Genomic DNA, 15375 nt, shown 5'->3' with positions numbered 1-15375 from the left:
CACCGTTGATCAGATCATGCGTGGCGTCATCTGGCTGGTGCTCTTGTTCACCGTGGCGGTGGTGGCGGCCACCACGCTCGGCAGCAACGAAGGCCTGGTCAGCCTCTACTGGGGCGGCTGGCGCATGGACCTGTCGCTCAACCTCGCAGTCATCCTGCTGCTGGCTTCCTGCCTGCTGCTGATGTCGTCGGTGAAGGCGCTCGATTCCCTGCTCACCCTTCCCAAGCGCGCCGGCGACTGGCGCGCGCTGCGCCGAGAACGCGCCGCCCAGGCCGCGCTGCGCGAGGCCCTGGCTGAGTACTTTGGCGCCCGCTACGGCCGCGCCAGCAAGGCGGCGCAGAAGGCGCTGGCGATCCAGCAGGAGACGCCCCAACTCGCCGCCGACAGCGAGTTCCGCACCCTGGCCCAGCTGTTGGCTGCCGGCAGCCTGCACCGGCTGCAGGACCGTGGCCGCCGCGACGCGACACTGAAGCTGGCGCTGGAAGAGGCCAACGGAGGCCGCGTTGCCGACGACGCGGTGCGCCTGCTGGCCGCCGAATGGGCGCTGGACGACCGCGACGGCCCGCGTGCGATGGAGATGCTGGGCGCACTGCCGCCCGGCGCAGCGCGGCGCACGCAGGCACTGCGCCTGCGCCTGCAGGCCTCGCGCATGGCGCGCCAGCCACTGGAGGCACTGTCGACGGCGCGGCTGCTGGCCAATCACCAGGCCTTCTCGCCGGTGGTGGCGCAAAGCCTGTTGCGTGCGCTGGCGGCCGAATCGCTCGAAGGCGTTCACGACGTGCAGCAACTGCGCCGCCTGTGGGCCCAGTTCGACACCGCCGACCGCCGCGACGCCCAGGTGGCGGCACGCGCCGCCCAGCGCGCCGTGCAGCTGGGCGCGCCCGAAGATGGGCGCCGCTGGCTGCAGCCTTATTGGGAACGCCTGTCCGAGCTGGCGCGGGAAGACCGCGAGGCCGTCGCGCTGGCCCTGGCCGATGCTCGTGGCGGCATAGGCATCGACTGGCTGCCGCGTCTGGAAAGCGCGGCGCAGGCCTTCGGCCACGAGGGCGCCGTGGTCGCCGCGGTGGGCATGGTCTTCGCCGAGCGCCGCCTCTGGGGCAAGGCGCGCAAGCTGCTGGAACAGGCCGCCGCCGCGCCCGCGCTGCCGGCCCGCACCCGCCGCCACGCCTGGCGCGAACTGGCCCGCCTGGCGCGCGAGGAAGCCGACGAGACGCGCGCCATCGAATGCGAACGCTCTGCGGCCTTGCTTGACTGATTCTTCGTCCGGCAGTTGGCAGGCGTGCAAGCCGTGCTATAGTGTTGGGCTTCCATGCGGCTGTAGCTCAGTTGGATAGAGTACTTGGCTACGAACCAAGGGGTCGTGGGTTCGAATCCTGCCAGCCGCACCAGAACATCGTTCTAGAACAACGGGTTAGCTCCAGAAGGGCTGGCCCGTTTTTCTTTGCCTGTGCTATTCGGTGCGGGCGCCGGCGGTGGGCTTCAGGCAGAGGCCGGATTCGGCACGGCGATAGAACTCACCGCCCCCGTTGGTGGCTCTGCCGAGGAGGCAAACGCTGGCCGCCGAGGCGCGCCTCTTGCGCTGGATGGGTGGGCTCGGTTCCAGAATCCTCGCTGGCCAGGATCTCGAGGATGGGGCATTCCGGGCGATCATCGCCGCGGCAGCCATGCACCAGGTGTTCCAAGGTGGCCTTCATCGCCAGCAGTTCCCGGGCCTTGGCTGCAAGGGCCTGAATGTGAGCCGCAGCCAAGGCCTTGACTTGAAGGCTTGGACGCTGTTTGTCTTGCCACAGGCCCACGAGTTCGCCAATTTCCGCAATCGAGAAGCCCAGGTCGCGGGCGTGGCGGATGAAGCGCAGCGTGTGTATGCCGGCATCCCCGTACTGGCGGTAGCCGCCTTCCGTGCGGCTGGCTGCCGCGATCAGCCCGACAGCCTCGTAGTGGCGAATCATCTTCGCCGAGATGCCTGCAGCGTTGGAGGCTTCTCCAATGTTCATCGGCCAGAGTCCTCCAGAATGTTCGCCCGCACGAGTATGAACATGCCCGCCACACGAGTGTCAAGCGCGGGCGCTACGGAGGCTGCAAGCCTGCTGATTGAGGGGTCAGTGCTTGGCCATGCCACCGGGTCAGGGCTCAGGGTCGTTGTCGATCCGGGCTTGGCACGAGCCATCGATGGTGACCTTCCAGGCACAGGACAAGGGCGGCAACCGCTGCGCCCGGGCCATCACTCAGCCCTTGCCGACAGCCTGCGGGCCCACACAGGGTGAGGCGTTCACTGGCAAGAACCACGCGGGAGTTGGGGTGATCTCGCCAAAGGCTTGACCTTCCCATCTTTGGAAGGTCGAAAGTTCCCGGACCGCTCTGGAGAACGCCATGCCCATGAAATCCGCGCTGACCACGAACCCGCCTCAACATCAAGAGCGTGCTGGCGCAGCGCCAGCCGCCGGATGCCATCACGACCACGGCGCCCACCACGGCGCCCATTCGCATGCCACTGCCGAGGGCAATCCCAAGCCGGCCGTGACCGGCGGCGAGACCACCGAATACACCTGCCCGATGCACCCGCAGGTGCGGCAGGCGGGGCCCGGCAACTGCCCCATTTGCGGCATGGCGCTGGAGCCGGTGCTGGCCGCCGCCGAGCCGGGCGGCAGCGCGGAGTTGCGCGACATGAGCCGACGCTTCTGGTTGGCCCTCATGTTCACCGCCCCTGTCTTTGCGCTCGAGATGGGCTCCCACCTGCTGGGCTTGCACCGGTTCATCGCCCCGCAGCTTTCAAACTGGGTGCAACTCGCACTGGCCACGCCGGTCGTGGGGTGGGCCGGCTGGCCCTTCTTCGTGCGCGCCGTGGCCTCGGTGCGAAACCTCAGCCTCAACATGTTCAGCCTGGTTGCGCTCGGCACCGGGGTGGCCTGGTCCTACAGTCTCGTCGCAACCCTGGTGCCGCAGGCCTTTCCCGCAGCCTTTCAGCTGGCAGACGGCGCGGTGGCGGTCTACTTCGAGGCGGCAGCCGTCATCACCCTGCTGGTCCTGCTTGGCCAGGTGCTGGAACTGCGAGCGCGCGAGAAGACTTCTGGCGCCATCCGGGCCTTGCTGGAACTGGTGCCCAAGACGGCAGTGCGCCTGAAGGCCGATGGTTCGGACGAGACCGTGCCCCTGGACAGCCTGCAGGTCGGCGACCGCTTGCGCGTGCGGCCCGGCGAGAAGGTTCCGGTGGACGGGGAACTCACCGAAGGGCGCGGCACCGTCGATGAATCGCTGGTCACTGGCGAGCCGATGCCGGTGGCCAAGACGGTGGCCAGCCGGGTGACGGCCGGCACGCTCAACCAGGCCGGGAGCTTCGTGATGCGCGCCGAAAGGGTGGGCGCCGACACCTTGCTGTCCCGCATTGTCGACATGGTGGCCACCGCGCAGCGCAGCCGTGCGCCCATCCAGCGCATGGCCGACCAGGTGGCCGGCTGGTTCGTGCCGGTGGTCATCGCCGTGGCCGCGCTGACCTTCATGGCCTGGCTGGTCTGGGGCCCCAGCCCGTCCGCGTCCCACGCGCTCTTCGCCGCGGTGGCGGTGCTCATCATTGCCTGTCCCTGCGCCCTGGGTCTGGCCACGCCAGCGTCCATCATCGTGGGCGTCGGTCGCGCTGCGCGAGGCGGCGTGCTCATCCGCGACGCCGAGGCGCTGGAGTGCATGGAGAAGGTCGATACCCTGCTCGTCGACAAGACCGGCACGCTGACCGAAGGCAAACCCAAGGTGGTCGAGGCGGTGCCCGCGGGCGGCTTCGATGCCGCGGACCTGCTGCAGCACCTGGCCAGCGTCGAGCGCGCCAGTGAACATCCGCTGGCGGCGGCCATCGTTGAGGAAGCGCTCAGGCGCGGACTCGAACTGCTGCCGGTAGCCGATTTCGAATCCCCGGTCGGCAAGGGCGTCGTCGGGGTCGTCGGCGGCGTCCGTGTGGCCTGTGGAAGCGGCGCCTTCCTGGCCGAACTGGACATCCCAGTGGCAGCCTTGCAGTCTGCGGCTGAATCCCGGCGCGCCCGGGGCGATTCGGTCATCTTCGTCGCCATCGGCGGCCGCCTGGCGGGCTACGTGGCCATTGCCGACCCCGTGAAACGCAGCACCGGGCCGGCGCTGGCCCAACTGCGCCAGGCCGGCATCCGGCTCGTGATGCTGACGGGGAATGGCCGCACGACCGCCGAGGCCGTCGGGCGCGAACTGGGCATCGACGAGGTCGTCGCCGAGGCCCTGCCCCAGGACAAGGCCGCCGTGGTCAAGCGCTTGCAGGCGGAAGGCCGTGTCGTGGCCATGGCTGGCGATGGCGTCAACGATGCGCCGGGCCTGGCGGCTGCCGATGTGGGCATTGCCATGGGCGGCGGCACCGATGTGGCGATGGAGAGCGCCGGCGTGACGCTATTGCGCGGCGACCTGATGGGCATCGTCCGGGCCCGCCAATTGTCGCGGGCGACGATGCGCAACATCCGCCAGAACCTGTTCCTGTCCTTCGCCTACAACGTGGCCGGCATCCCTCTCGCGGCCGGGCTGCTATATCCGTTCTTCGGCGTGCTGCTGTCGCCGCAGGTGGCGGCTGCCGCGATGGCCTTGTCGTCGGTGAGCGTCATTGCCAATGCGCTGCGGCTGCGCACGGGTCGCCTCGAGTCATAAAGTCCAACTCGCCCTCTTCGGGCCGGGCTTGCGTGCGGGGGCAGCTTTTCGACCGCAGGCCAGGGCACTTACTCGATGTTCTGCACCTGCTCGCGCATCTGCTCGATGGCAACCTTCATCTCCACCGACAGCGCTGTCAGCTCCAGCGCGGCCGACTTGCTGCCCAGCGTGTTGGCCTCGCGCTGCAGTTCCTGGATCAGGAACTCGAGCCGCTTGCCGAGTTCGCCGCCGGCCGTGAGCAGGCGTTCGATTTCCTCCAGGTGCGAGGCCAGACGGCTCAGCTCCTCTGCGACATCGATGCGGATGGCGTAGGCCGCGGCTTCGGCCAGTGCGCGCTCGTGGGCACGTTCGCGCAGGCCCGGTTCGGCCGGGCCGCCGCCGGCGCTGGCCAGGGCCTCGTCCCAGCGCTCGAGAAAGCGCGCCTGCTGGCGCTGCACGACGGCACCCACCAGCGGCTCGGCCTTCTGCGCCAGCTGGCGCAGCAGCGCCAGCCGCTCGCGCAGCATCGCCGCCAGGCGCTCGCCTTCGCGGGCGCGCGCTTCGCGCAAGCCCTCGATGCACTTGCGCGCCGCGGCCAGGGCTGGTGCGTCCATCGGTTCGACACTGGTGCCGCCGCGGCACCAGTGCAGGGCCTCGTTGACGCTGATGGGGCCGGCCTGGGGCAGCCACCTGCGCACCGCGGCCTGGGCCCGCGCCAGGCGGTCGAGCTGTTCGTCGGTGGGCGGCTGCAGACCGCCTTCGGCCTCGCGGCTGGTGGCCACCCGCAACTCGATCTTGCCGCGCTTGCAGGCGGCGGTGAGCAGTTCGCGCAGCGCCGGCTCGAGGCCGCGCAACTCGTCGGGCAGGCGCAGGGCCAAGTCCAGAAAGCGGCCGTTGACCGAGCGCACCTCCACCGTCACGGTGGCTGCGCCACCCAGTTCCGAGGCCGCGTTGGCGTACCCCGTCATGCTATAAACCGCCATTGCGCTCGCGCCCCATAGAAGCAGTCGTCGATTATGTCAAAGCCCAAACCCGCACCGTTGCCGTCCGGCACCGTGGTGGGGGGCTACTCGATCGTCAAGAAGCTGGCCGCGGGCGGCTTCGGCGTCGTCTACCTCGCCGAGGGCGAGGGCCAGCAACTGGTGGCCATCAAGGAATACCTGCCCGCCTCGCTGGCCGAGCGCTCGCCCGGTGAGCTGACGCCGCGCGTCAAGCCCGACAAGCAGCCGCTGTACCGGCTGGGCCTCAAGAGCTTCTTCGAGGAAGGCCGTTCGCTGGCCCAGATCAGCCACCCCAGCGTGGTAAGCGTTCTCAACTTCTTCCGCGAGAACGAAACCGTCTACATGGTGATGAATTACCTGCAGGGCGACACCCTGCAGGATTTCATCGTCACGGCGCGCGATCTCAAGCGTGACAAGGTGTTTCGCGAAAGCACCATACGCAGCCTCTTCGACGAGATCCTGCGCGGATTGCGCATCGTGCACCAGCACAAGATGCTGCACCTGGACATCAAGCCGGCCAACATCTTCATCACCAACGACAACAAGGCGGTGATGCTCGATTTCGGCGCCGCACGCGAGGTGCTGAGCAAGGAGGGCAATTTCATCCGCCCGATGTACACGCCGGGTTTCGCCGCGCCCGAGATGTACCGGCGTGACGGCACGCTGGGCCCCTGGACCGACATCTACGCCATCGGCGCCTGCATCTACGCCTGCATGCAGGGCTATCCGCCGAACGACGCGCCGCAGCGCAACGAGAAGGACCGCCTGGCGCTGAGCCTCTCGCGCCTGCGCAACATCTACTCCGACAACCTGATCGAGGTCACCGAGTGGTGCATGTCGCTCGACCCGCTGTCGCGCCCCCAGAGCGTGTTCGCGCTGCAGAAGGAACTGGCGCGCGAGACCGAGCGCCGCTACACCAAGCTGAGTTTCGGTGAACGCCTCAAGCTGCAGCTCGAGACCCTGAAGACGGGGGCCAAGACTTGAGCCCCGCCGACCTGTCCGGCCTGACTGCGCAGGCCGAGCGCCCAGCCGTATGACCATGAAGTTTTCCGTCTACCAGGTCAGCCGCAAGGGTGGCCGAGAGAAGAACGAAGATCGCATGGGCTATTGCTACACGCGGGACGCGGGCCTGTTTGCGCTGGCCGACGGCATGGGCGGCCATCCCGAGGGCGAGGTTGCCTCGCAGCTGGCGCTGCAGACGCTGGCGGCGATGTTCCAGCGTTCGGCCAAGCCGCGCCTGGACGATCCGCTGCGCTTCCTGCAAGAGGCCATCATGAGCGGCCACCACCAATTGCTGCGCTATGCCACCGAGCGCGGCATCATCGACACGCCGCGCACCACGGTCGTGGCCTGCCTGCTGCAGGGCAACTCGGCCTACTGGGCTCACTGCGGCGATTCGCGCCTGTACCTGGTGCGCGGCGACAAGCTGGTGGCGCGCACGCGCGACCATTCTTATTCCGAGTTGCAGGAGACGCTGTCGCAGGTGGTGCCCTTGGGCGACCGCGTCAACCGCAACGTGCTCTTCACCTGCCTGGGCAGCCCGGGCAAGCCGGTGGTCGACACCGCCGGCCCGCTGACCCTGCATCCGGGCGACCGCGTGATGCTGTGCTCGGACGGCCTCTGGGGCAGCCTCAGCGACGCCGTGATCACCGAGGTGCTGGCCAATTACTCGATCGCCGACGGCGTGCCCGAACTGGTCGAGCGTGCGTTGCGTGTGGCCGGCGAGAAAAGCGACAACGTCACCGTGCTGACGGTCGAGTGGGAAGGCACCGAAGATACCGACAGCCAGAGCGGCGTCTCCACCACGTCGCTGGGCGACGAGGTCTTCGCCTCCACCATCCAGGCCAACCTGGCCGACGCCGCCGGCGACGATCTCGACGACGCCGAGATCGAGCGTTCGATCCGCGAGATCAACGAGGCGATCAAGCGCAGTTCCTCCCGGCGTCGTTGATGCGCCGCTGAGGCGCTGCCGCGAGGCATTCCGCGGCCGGCGCTCGCCGGCCGCTTTTACTTTCATGACGTCCATTGCAAGGATTCACCCGATGAGCTTCCAACGATCCGCCGGCCGTGCCGCCGCCGCGCTGCGCCCGGTGACGCTGCAGCGGGGCTATACCCGCCATGCCGAGGGCTCGGTGCTGGTGTGCTTCGGCGACACCCAGGTGCTGTGCAACGCCTCGGTCGAGGAGCGCGTGCCGCCGCACAAGCGCGGCAGCGGCCAGGGCTGGGTGACGGCCGAATACGGCATGCTGCCGCGCAGCACGCACACGCGCAGCGACCGCGAGGCGGCCAAGGGCAAGCAGAGCGGTCGCACGCAGGAGATTCAGCGCCTGATAGGCCGCAGCCTGCGCAGCGTGTTCGACCTCTCGGCCCTGGGCGAGCGCACGATTCAACTCGATTGCGACGTGTTGCAGGCCGACGGCGGCACGCGCACCGCGGCCATCACCGGCGCCTTCGTCGCGGCCCACGATGCCGTGAGCTGGCTCATGGCCCAAGGCAGGCTCAAGGCCAGCCCCATCCGCGACTTCGTCGCCGCGGTCTCGGTGGGCGTGGTCGAGGGCACGCCGCTGCTGGACCTGGAATACACCGAGGACTCGGCCTGCGACACCGACATGAACGTGGTCATGACCGGCCGCGGCGGCTTTGTCGAGGTGCAGGGCACGGCCGAGGGCGCGCCCTTCAGCCGCGCCGAGATGGACGCGCTGCTGGCGCTGGCCGACCAGGGCATCAGCGAGTTGCTGGCGCTTCAGCGCCGCGTGCTGGGGCTTGGGACAGGGCCGGCCTGATGCGCCTGGTGCTGGCCTCCAACAACCAGAAGAAGGTCGTCGAGCTGCGCGCCCTGCTGGCCGGGCTGGGCGTGGACGTTGTCTCGCAGCGCGAACTCGGCATCAGCGAGGCCGAAGAGCCCCACCTCACCTTCATCGAAAACGCCCTGGCCAAGGCGCGCCACGCGGCGGCAGCCTCGGGCTGCGCCGCCATCGCCGACGATTCCGGCCTCTGCGTCGACGCGCTGGGTGGCGCACCGGGCGTGATCTCGGCCCACTTTGCGCCGCTCGTGGCCGCCACGGCTGACCGCGAGGCCCAGCGCCAGGCCCAGGACGCCGCCAACAACGCGCTGCTGCTGCAGCGGCTGGACGGCGTGGCCGACCGCCGCGCCCACTTCGTCAGCACCCTGGTGGCCGTGCGCCGGGCCGACGACCCGCAACCCCTGGTGGCCACCGGGCGCTGGCAGGGCGAAATCCTGAACCGGGCGCGCGGCGTCCAGGGCTTCGGTTACGACCCGCTGATGCACATCCCGGCCCTGGGCCACACCGTGGCCGAGCTGGACGCGGCGCAGAAGAACGCCCACAGCCACCGCGCCCAGGCGATGGCCCAGTTGTTGCCGCTGTTGCGGGACGTGTGGCTGCTGTGAGCGCCGACGCCGCGGCCCACTTCCTGCGCCCGGGCACGCTGCAGCTCGGCGCGCTGCCGCCGCTGGCGCTTTATGTACACCTGCCCTGGTGCCTGAAGAAGTGCCCCTATTGCGACTTCAATTCGCACGAGGGGCGGGGCGAGGTGCCCGAGGCGCGCTACCTCGATGCGCTGTGCGCCGATCTCGAAGTGGCGCTGCCGCTGGTGTGGGGCCGCCGGGTGGTGAGCGTCTTCATCGGCGGCGGCACGCCCAGCCTGTTCTCGCCGGCGGCCATCGACCGCCTGCTGGCCGACATCCGCGCCCGCCTGCCGCTGGAGCCCGGCGCCGAGATCACGCTCGAGGCCAACCCCGGCACCTTCGAACGCGAGCGCTTCCGTGCCTTCCGCGCTGCCGGCGTGACGCGGCTGTCGGTGGGCGTGCAAAGCTTTGACGATGCGGCGCTGGCGCGCATCGGCCGCGTCCACGACGCCGCCCAGGCACGCGCCGCGGTGGAGGAGGCCGCAGCCGCCTTCGAGACCTTCAACATCGACCTGATGTACGCGCTGCCCGGCCAGACGCTGGACGCGCTGGCGGCCGACCTCGACGCGGCCCTGGCCTATGCACCGCCGCATCTGTCGATCTACCACCTGACGGTAGAGCCCAACACCCAGTTCGCCGTGCAGCCGCCCGCGCTGCCCGACGACGACCTCGCCAGCGAGATGCTGGACCTGATCGCCGCGCGCACTGCTGCCGCCGGCCTGCAGCGCTACGAGGTTTCGGCCTTCGCGCGGCCCGGCCACCGCTGCCACCACAACCTCAACTACTGGCAGTTCGGCGACTACCTCGGCATCGGCGCCGGCGCCCACGGCAAGCTGAGCTTTCCGCACCGCGTGCTGCGCCAGGTGCGCTGGCGCGAGCCGGCGGCCTATATGCGCGAGGCCCTGGCCGGGCGCGCGGTGAGCAACGAGCACGAAGTGGCGCGGCGCGACCTGCCCTTCGAGTACATGCTGGGCGCGCTGCGGTTGAAAGAGGGCTTCGCGCTCGACGACTACCTGCAGCGCACCGGCCTGCCGCTGTCGGCCCTGGAGCGCGCCCTGGCCACGGCCGAGCAGCGCGGCCTGGTCGAGCGCGACGGGCGGCAGCTGCGGCCCACGGTGCGCGGCTTCGATTTCCTGTCAGACCTGCAGGCGCTCTTCCTGCCCGCCGACAAGGCAGGCCGCGGCGCCTGAGCTCAGACGCGCGAGGTCGAGCTGCCGGCGTTGACGCGCAGCCACTCCATCAGCTTGGGCGCGATCTGCGACAGCGGCAGCACCTCGTTGGCCGCGCCGTGGGCGATGGCCTCGCGTGGCATGCCGAAAACGACGCAGCTCGCCTCGTCCTGGGCCACGTTCCAGCTGCCGGCGTCGCGCATCGCGCGCATCGCCTTGGCACCGTCGCCACCCATGCCGGTGAGCATCACGCCCAGGGCATTGCGGCCGACCACGCGTGCGGCCGACTCGAACAGCACCTCGACGCTGGGCTTGTGGCGGTTGACCGGCTCGCCGTCGACGACGCGGGCAATGTAGTTGGCGCCCGAGCGCTCGACCGAGAGGTGAAAGCCGCCGGGCGCCAGGTAGGCGTGGCCCGGCAGCACGCGCTCGCCGTTGACGGCCTCGGCGACACGGATGCGGCACAGGCTGTTCAGGCGCGCGGCATAGCTCTTGGTGAAGCCGGGCGGCATGTGCTGGGTGATCATCACCGCCGGAAAGTCGGCCGGCAGGCCCATCAGCACCTCGCGTGTGGCCTCGGTGCCGCCGGTGGAGGCGCCGATGAAGACGATCTTCTCGGTCGACAGCCGCCCCAGGCCGGCCATCGCCACCGGCTTGGCCGGGGCGCTGCCCGCGGGGGCCGGAGCCGGCGCGTGCAGGCGGTGGACGCGGGCGCGAGCGGCGGTGCGCACCTTGTCGGTGATGTCGTCGCCGAGCTGGCGCAGGCCGTCGGCGACGCCGATCTTGGGCTTGGCGACGAAGTCCACCGCGCCCAGCTCCAGCGCCTTGAGCGTGGCCTCGGCGCCGCGCTCGGTGAGGGTGGAGACCATGACCACCGGCATCGGCCGCAGCCGCATCAGGCGCTGCAGGAAATCCAGCCCGTCCATGCGCGGCATCTCGATGTCCAGCGTGATGACGTCGGGGTTCAGGTTGCGGATCATCTCGCGCGCCACCAGCGGGTCGGCGGCGGCGCCGACGCAGCACATGTCGCGCTGGCGGTCGATGATCTCGGCCAGCAGGCCACGCACCAGCGCCGAATCGTCGACGACGAGCACGCGGGTCTTGGGCGTCATGCGGGATGCTCCTTGATCGCCAGACGGTCAGAACAGGTCGACCGACCCGCCGCCGCCGGCTGTGGGCGCCACCACGCGCTGGGCAGCGGCGCGTTCCTGGGCCGCCAGCGCCTCGGTGTTGGCCGAGGCCAGGCGCTTGACCATGGCCTTGCCGCTGTGCGGCAGGAAGCAGACCTTGCGCGGGTAGATGTCGAGCACGTCCTTGCTGACCACCGAGATGCGCTCGGTGCGCAGGTATTCGAGCACGAAGGCGGTGTTGCGCTCGCCGACGTTGATGGTGCTCATGCCGCTGATGACGGCGCCGCCGCCAAAGACCTTGGCTTCCATCGTGGCGCGCGTGGCGCCGCGCTTGACCAACTCGCCAATCAGCTGGTCCATCGCGAAGCTGCCATAGCGACCGCTGTCGCCGCCGCTGCCACCGTCGGGCAGCAGGAAGTGGTTCATGCCGCCGACGCGCTTGTCCCGGTCGTAGAGGCAGGCGGCGATGCACGAGCCCAGCGTCGTCATGATCAGGATGTCCTGGTCGTAGACGAAGAACTCGCCCGGCAGCACCTTCACCGCCTCATTGCGGAAATGGGCGTCGTAGAAGAAGAAGCTGGCTTCGCCCGGGCGTCGCGACTGCGCCTTCAGCTGCTCCAGGCGGCTGGGGGCAGTGCGCGCCGAAGCGGCCAGGGGAGCGGGTGACTGCAGGGCCATTGCGGGTTTATCGGCAGGGCAGGGGCGGCGCTTGAGTGCGCTTGCTCACACGCGCTCGTAGATCGTCTTGCCGCGCAGGCGGAAAATGTCGCGTGAATCGGTGAAGTTCTCCGAGTGGCCGACGTAGAGCAGCCCGCCCGGTCGCATCTGGGCATGGATGTGCTCGAGCACCTTGCGCTGGGTCGGGCCGTCGAAGTAGATCATCACGTTGCGGCAGAACACGATCTCGAAGGGGTCGCCCAGCGCGGCCCAACTGGGGCTCATCAGGTTGAAGGGCCTGAACTCGATCAGCCGCGCCAGCTCGGGCTTGATGCGGATGAAGCCGGCATTGGCGCCGGTGCCACGCATGAAATGGCGCTTGAGCCGCTCGGGCGAGAGGCCGCGAGCCTCGGTGGAATAGACGCCGCGCTGCGCCGTCTGCAGCACCTTGGTGTCGATGTCGCTGCACACCAGCTTGACGGGCGCGCTGGCGCCCAGGGTCTCGACCACCGTCATCGCCAGCGAATACGGTTCCTCGCCGGTGGAGGCGGCATTGCACCAGATGCGCAGCGGCCGGCCGGTGCGCTCGCGCAGGTCGTCCACCAGGGCGTGGAAATGGTGCTCCTCGCGGAAGAAGCTGGTCAGGTTGGTGGTGAGGGCGTTGACGAATTCCTGCCACTCGGCCTCGGCCGCGGTGCCGCTGGCGCGTTCGAGCCAGCCCAGGTAGTCGGCAAAGCTGCGCTGGCCGGTCTCGCGCAGGCGGCGCGACAGGCGGCTGTAGACCATGGCTTGCTTGCCGGCGTGCAGGCTGATGCCGGCGCGCTGGTAGATGAGCTGGCGGATGCGCTCGAAATCGGCGCGGGTGAGCGCGAATTCGGCGTCGCCCGGTGGGGCCGATGGAGCGGCGGTCTCGATCATGGACGCGTGGCGGGTCGCAGGGGCAGGCCGGGCCGGCGGCCCGCAGCGGAAGGCCAGTGTGCGGCCGACGGCGCGCCCGCCAAGCGCGGAGATGGGCGGTTCGAGCCCGCCTATTCCGCCCCCGGACGGACGGGGTGGCGCTGCTAGACTGCCCTTCACTTCAACTCCCGGCGCCGCCCCGGCCCGAGAGCCCTTCGTGAAACCGCACGCGCACCCGCAGCCGACCCGCGAGACCACCCTGCAGTTCGAGCGCGCGCTGCAACTGCTGGGCCATTCGGGGCGCCCGCTGCCGGCGGCGCCGCCGGGCAGCGAGGCCTGGCTGCAGGGCCTGATCGACGCCCTCGTCGATCTTTCCAGCCGCGACGCACTTACCGGCCTGGCCAACCGCCGCGCCTTCGAGCTGGTGCTGGCGCGCGAGGTCGACCGCGTCGCGCGCAGCGGCGAGACCGCGCTGCTGCTGGCGCTGGACATCGACCACTTCAAGCGCGTCAACGACAGCCGCGGCCACGCCGCCGGAGACCAGGTCATCAAGGCCGTGGCCGGCGTGCTGCAGGACGCCGTGCGGCCGATGGACCTGGTGGCGCGCACGGGCGGCGAGGAGTTCGCCATCATCCTGCCCAATTGCGGCATCGCCTTTGGCGCCACCGTGGCCGAGCGCGTGCGCCGCCGCGTGGCACAGATGAATGTGGCGCCGGCGCCGCTGCAACCGCTGTCGGTGTCGGTCAGCATAGGCGGCGCCTTCGCGCCGCAATGGGTGCGCTCGACGCCGTCGCTGTGGATGGAGCGCGCCGACCAGCAGCTCTACCTGGCCAAGGCGCAGGGTCGCAACCTCGTGCGCCTCGAGCCGACGCCGGTGTCGGTGGTCAGCGTCGAGGAAAAGCGGCTGCTGTTCGAGACTTCCCAGTTCCAGGACCACGAATGACAGCCCCGACCTCCAAGCCAGGCAGTACCCCCGCCTCGCCCCGCATCATGGCCGTCACCAGTGGCAAGGGCGGTGTCGGCAAGACCTTCGTCTCGGCCAATCTGGCGGCGGCGCTGGCGCGCGGTGGCCGCCGCGTGCTGGTGCTCGACGCCGATCTCGGCCTGGCCAATCTCGACGTCGTGCTCAATCTGGTGGCCAAGGTCACGCTGCACGATGTCTTCACCGGCAAGCACACACTGGCCGAAGCCATCATGCCGGCACCGGGCGGCTTCTCGGTGCTGCTGGCCGGTTCGGGCATGGTCGAGTACTCGCGCATGACGCCCGAGGTGCGCGACCAGTTGCTCGGCGTGGTGCAGCAGGTGGCGCCCAAGTTCGACCATGTGCTGCTCGACACCGGCGCCGGCATCTCCGATGTCGTGCTCTACACCGTCTCGCTGGCCGGCGAGGTGCTGCTGGTGGCCACGCCCGAGCCGACCTCGCTGACCGACGCCTATGCCACCATCAAGGTGCTGGCTACCACCCAGGGGCGGCGCCGCATCCACCTTGTCGTCAACCAGGTGCGGCGGCCCGGCGAAGGCCGCGCCGTGCGCCAGCAGCTGCAGACGGTGGTGGACCGCTATGTCAACAACACGCTGGAGGCGCCGGTGAGGCTGGAACTGTTGGGCGAGATCCCGAGCGACAACGCGGTGCGCGACGCCGTGCAACGGCGCCAGCTGCTGCTCGAGACCCAGCCCGGGGCGCCGGCCTCGGTGGCGCTGTCGGCCATCGTCGGCAAGCTGCCCTCATGAACACTGAAACCACCAACCAGGGTGCCACGCCCGATCCCACCCCGTTCGAACGCCTGGGTGGCGAGGCCGCGGTACGCGCCCTGGTCGACCGTTTCTACGACCTGATGGACCTGGAGCCGGCCTATGCCACGCTGCGTGCCCTGCACCCGGCGGTGCTCGACGGCTCGCGCGACAAGCTGCACTGGTTTCTGTGCGGCTGGCTGGGCGGGCCCAGCCACTACACCGACCGCTTCGGCCACCCCATGCTGCGCGCCCGCCACCTGCCCTACCGCATCGGCACCGAGGAGCGCGACCAGTGGATGGCCTGCATGGTGCAGGCGATGCAGGAGCAGGGTGTGGACGAGGCCCTGGCCCAGCCGCTGGCGCGCGCCCTCTATGGCACGGCCGACTGGATGCGCAATGTCTGATACGAGGCTGCGTGCCGCCCTTGCGGCGGCCGCCCCAGCCCTGCTGGCGGCCTGCGTGGTGGTGCCGCAGACGCGCGAGACCTATGACGCCGAGTGCCGCACCATGAAGAAGCAGATGACGCTGGAGACGGCCGTGGTCGGCGGCTTCCAGCGCTGCCACGGTGACGGCTGCCTGGCCCTGCTCACTGCCGCCGGCGCCGTCACCGCGGCCAGCGCCGTGGTCTCGGGCAGCATCGCCATCGTCGGCAATGTCGTCTACTGGTTCGAGCGCCAGGGCCGCTGCAACCCGCCACCGGCGGAGTAGCCGACTGCCAGGCCGGCGCAGGC

16 protein-coding genes and 1 tRNA gene are annotated in these 15375 nt (G+C 69.8%); 12 read left to right on the top strand and 5 right to left on the bottom strand.

Annotated features, from left to right (window positions below; translation table 11 throughout):
- Positions 1-16: 16 nt before the first annotated feature.
- The gene (locus JMV16_RS10290; protein WP_201494150.1) at positions 17-1255 is read left to right on the top strand and encodes a heme biosynthesis HemY N-terminal domain-containing protein; all 1239 of its coding nucleotides are present in this window, start codon (positions 17-19) and stop codon (positions 1253-1255) included.
- A gap of 56 nt (positions 1256-1311) precedes the next feature.
- A tRNA-Arg gene (locus JMV16_RS10285) sits at positions 1312-1388 on the top strand.
- A gap of 126 nt (positions 1389-1514) precedes the next feature.
- On the opposite strand, the gene cueR is transcribed toward JMV16_RS10285, so the two are convergent.
- Entirely contained in the window at positions 1515-1994 is a 480-nt protein-coding gene (cueR, locus tag JMV16_RS10280; protein WP_201494149.1) for a Cu(I)-responsive transcriptional regulator, read from the bottom strand.
- 376 nt (positions 1995-2370) lie between these two features.
- Here cueR and JMV16_RS10275 point away from each other — a divergent pair, with 376 nt between their 5' ends.
- Entirely contained in the window at positions 2371-4650 is a 2280-nt protein-coding gene (locus tag JMV16_RS10275; protein WP_201494148.1) for a copper-transporting P-type ATPase, read from the top strand.
- Positions 4651-4718: 68 nt separating this feature from the next.
- Here the strand turns inward: JMV16_RS10275 and JMV16_RS10270 are convergent, their stop codons facing one another.
- Positions 4719-5597, bottom strand: a complete 879-nt coding sequence (locus tag JMV16_RS10270; RefSeq protein ID WP_201494147.1) for a YicC/YloC family endoribonuclease — start codon at positions 5595-5597, stop codon at positions 4719-4721.
- A gap of 48 nt (positions 5598-5645) precedes the next feature.
- Between JMV16_RS10270 and JMV16_RS10265 the strand changes: the two genes are divergently transcribed.
- The 5 genes from JMV16_RS10265 (at position 5646) to hemW (ending at position 10247) form a co-directional block, all read left to right on the top strand.
- Complete coding sequence (locus tag JMV16_RS10265; RefSeq protein ID WP_201494146.1) at positions 5646-6614, top strand: serine/threonine protein kinase; 969 nt, start codon at positions 5646-5648, stop codon at positions 6612-6614.
- Positions 6615-6669: 55 nt separating this feature from the next.
- On the top strand, positions 6670-7581 hold the full coding sequence (locus tag JMV16_RS10260; protein ID WP_201494145.1) for a PP2C family protein-serine/threonine phosphatase: 912 nt from the start codon (positions 6670-6672) through the stop codon (positions 7579-7581).
- A gap of 91 nt (positions 7582-7672) precedes the next feature.
- On the top strand, positions 7673-8413 hold the full coding sequence (gene rph, locus JMV16_RS10255; RefSeq protein ID WP_201494144.1) for a ribonuclease PH: 741 nt from the start codon (positions 7673-7675) through the stop codon (positions 8411-8413).
- A complete protein-coding gene (gene rdgB / locus JMV16_RS10250; RefSeq protein WP_201494143.1) occupies positions 8413-9039 on the top strand; it encodes an RdgB/HAM1 family non-canonical purine NTP pyrophosphatase in 627 nt (208 codons plus the stop codon). The genes rph and rdgB overlap by 1 nt, the downstream gene beginning before the upstream one ends.
- Positions 9036-10247: a radical SAM family heme chaperone HemW gene (gene hemW / locus JMV16_RS10245; RefSeq protein ID WP_411565022.1), complete on the top strand. Its 1212-nt coding sequence runs from the start codon at positions 9036-9038 to the stop codon at positions 10245-10247. The genes rdgB and hemW overlap by 4 nt, the downstream gene beginning before the upstream one ends.
- Positions 10248-10249: 2 nt before the next feature.
- Here the strand turns inward: hemW and JMV16_RS10240 are convergent, their stop codons facing one another.
- The 3 genes from JMV16_RS10240 to JMV16_RS10230 are packed head-to-tail and all read right to left on the bottom strand — an operon-like array spanning position 10250 to position 12931.
- A complete protein-coding gene (locus JMV16_RS10240) occupies positions 10250-11338 on the bottom strand; it encodes a chemotaxis response regulator protein-glutamate methylesterase (protein ID WP_201494141.1) in 1089 nt (362 codons plus the stop codon).
- Positions 11339-11365: 27 nt separating this feature from the next.
- Positions 11366-12034 carry a chemoreceptor glutamine deamidase CheD gene (cheD, locus tag JMV16_RS10235; protein WP_201494140.1) on the bottom strand — a complete coding sequence of 223 codons (669 nt, stop codon included), beginning with the start codon at positions 12032-12034 and terminating at the stop codon, positions 11366-11368.
- A gap of 45 nt (positions 12035-12079) precedes the next feature.
- Positions 12080-12931, bottom strand: coding sequence for a CheR family methyltransferase (locus JMV16_RS10230; RefSeq protein ID WP_201494139.1), 852 nt, complete (start codon positions 12929-12931; stop codon positions 12080-12082).
- Positions 12932-13127: 196 nt separating this feature from the next.
- Here JMV16_RS10230 and JMV16_RS10225 point away from each other — a divergent pair, with 196 nt between their 5' ends.
- The 4 genes from JMV16_RS10225 to JMV16_RS10210 are packed head-to-tail and all read left to right on the top strand — an operon-like array spanning position 13128 to position 15352.
- Positions 13128-13853, top strand: a complete 726-nt coding sequence (locus JMV16_RS10225; protein WP_236580446.1) for a GGDEF domain-containing protein — start codon at positions 13128-13130, stop codon at positions 13851-13853.
- A complete protein-coding gene (locus JMV16_RS10220; RefSeq protein WP_201494137.1) occupies positions 13850-14641 on the top strand; it encodes a MinD/ParA family protein in 792 nt (263 codons plus the stop codon). The genes JMV16_RS10225 and JMV16_RS10220 overlap by 4 nt, the downstream gene beginning before the upstream one ends.
- Positions 14638-15048: a group II truncated hemoglobin gene (locus JMV16_RS10215; protein WP_201494136.1), complete on the top strand. Its 411-nt coding sequence runs from the start codon at positions 14638-14640 to the stop codon at positions 15046-15048. Before JMV16_RS10220 ends, JMV16_RS10215 begins: the two co-directional genes overlap by 4 nt.
- On the top strand, positions 15041-15352 hold the full coding sequence (locus tag JMV16_RS10210; RefSeq protein ID WP_201494135.1) for a hypothetical protein: 312 nt from the start codon (positions 15041-15043) through the stop codon (positions 15350-15352). The genes JMV16_RS10215 and JMV16_RS10210 overlap by 8 nt, the downstream gene beginning before the upstream one ends.
- Positions 15353-15375: the final 23 nt, after the last annotated feature.

It is taken from the genome of Rubrivivax sp. A210 (genome assembly GCF_904426505.1).
Lineage (GTDB): Bacteria > Pseudomonadota > Gammaproteobacteria > Burkholderiales > Burkholderiaceae_C > Rubrivivax.
The sequence above is the reverse complement of the archived record's forward strand: the minus strand, read 5'-3'. Positions and strand labels throughout refer to the sequence as shown.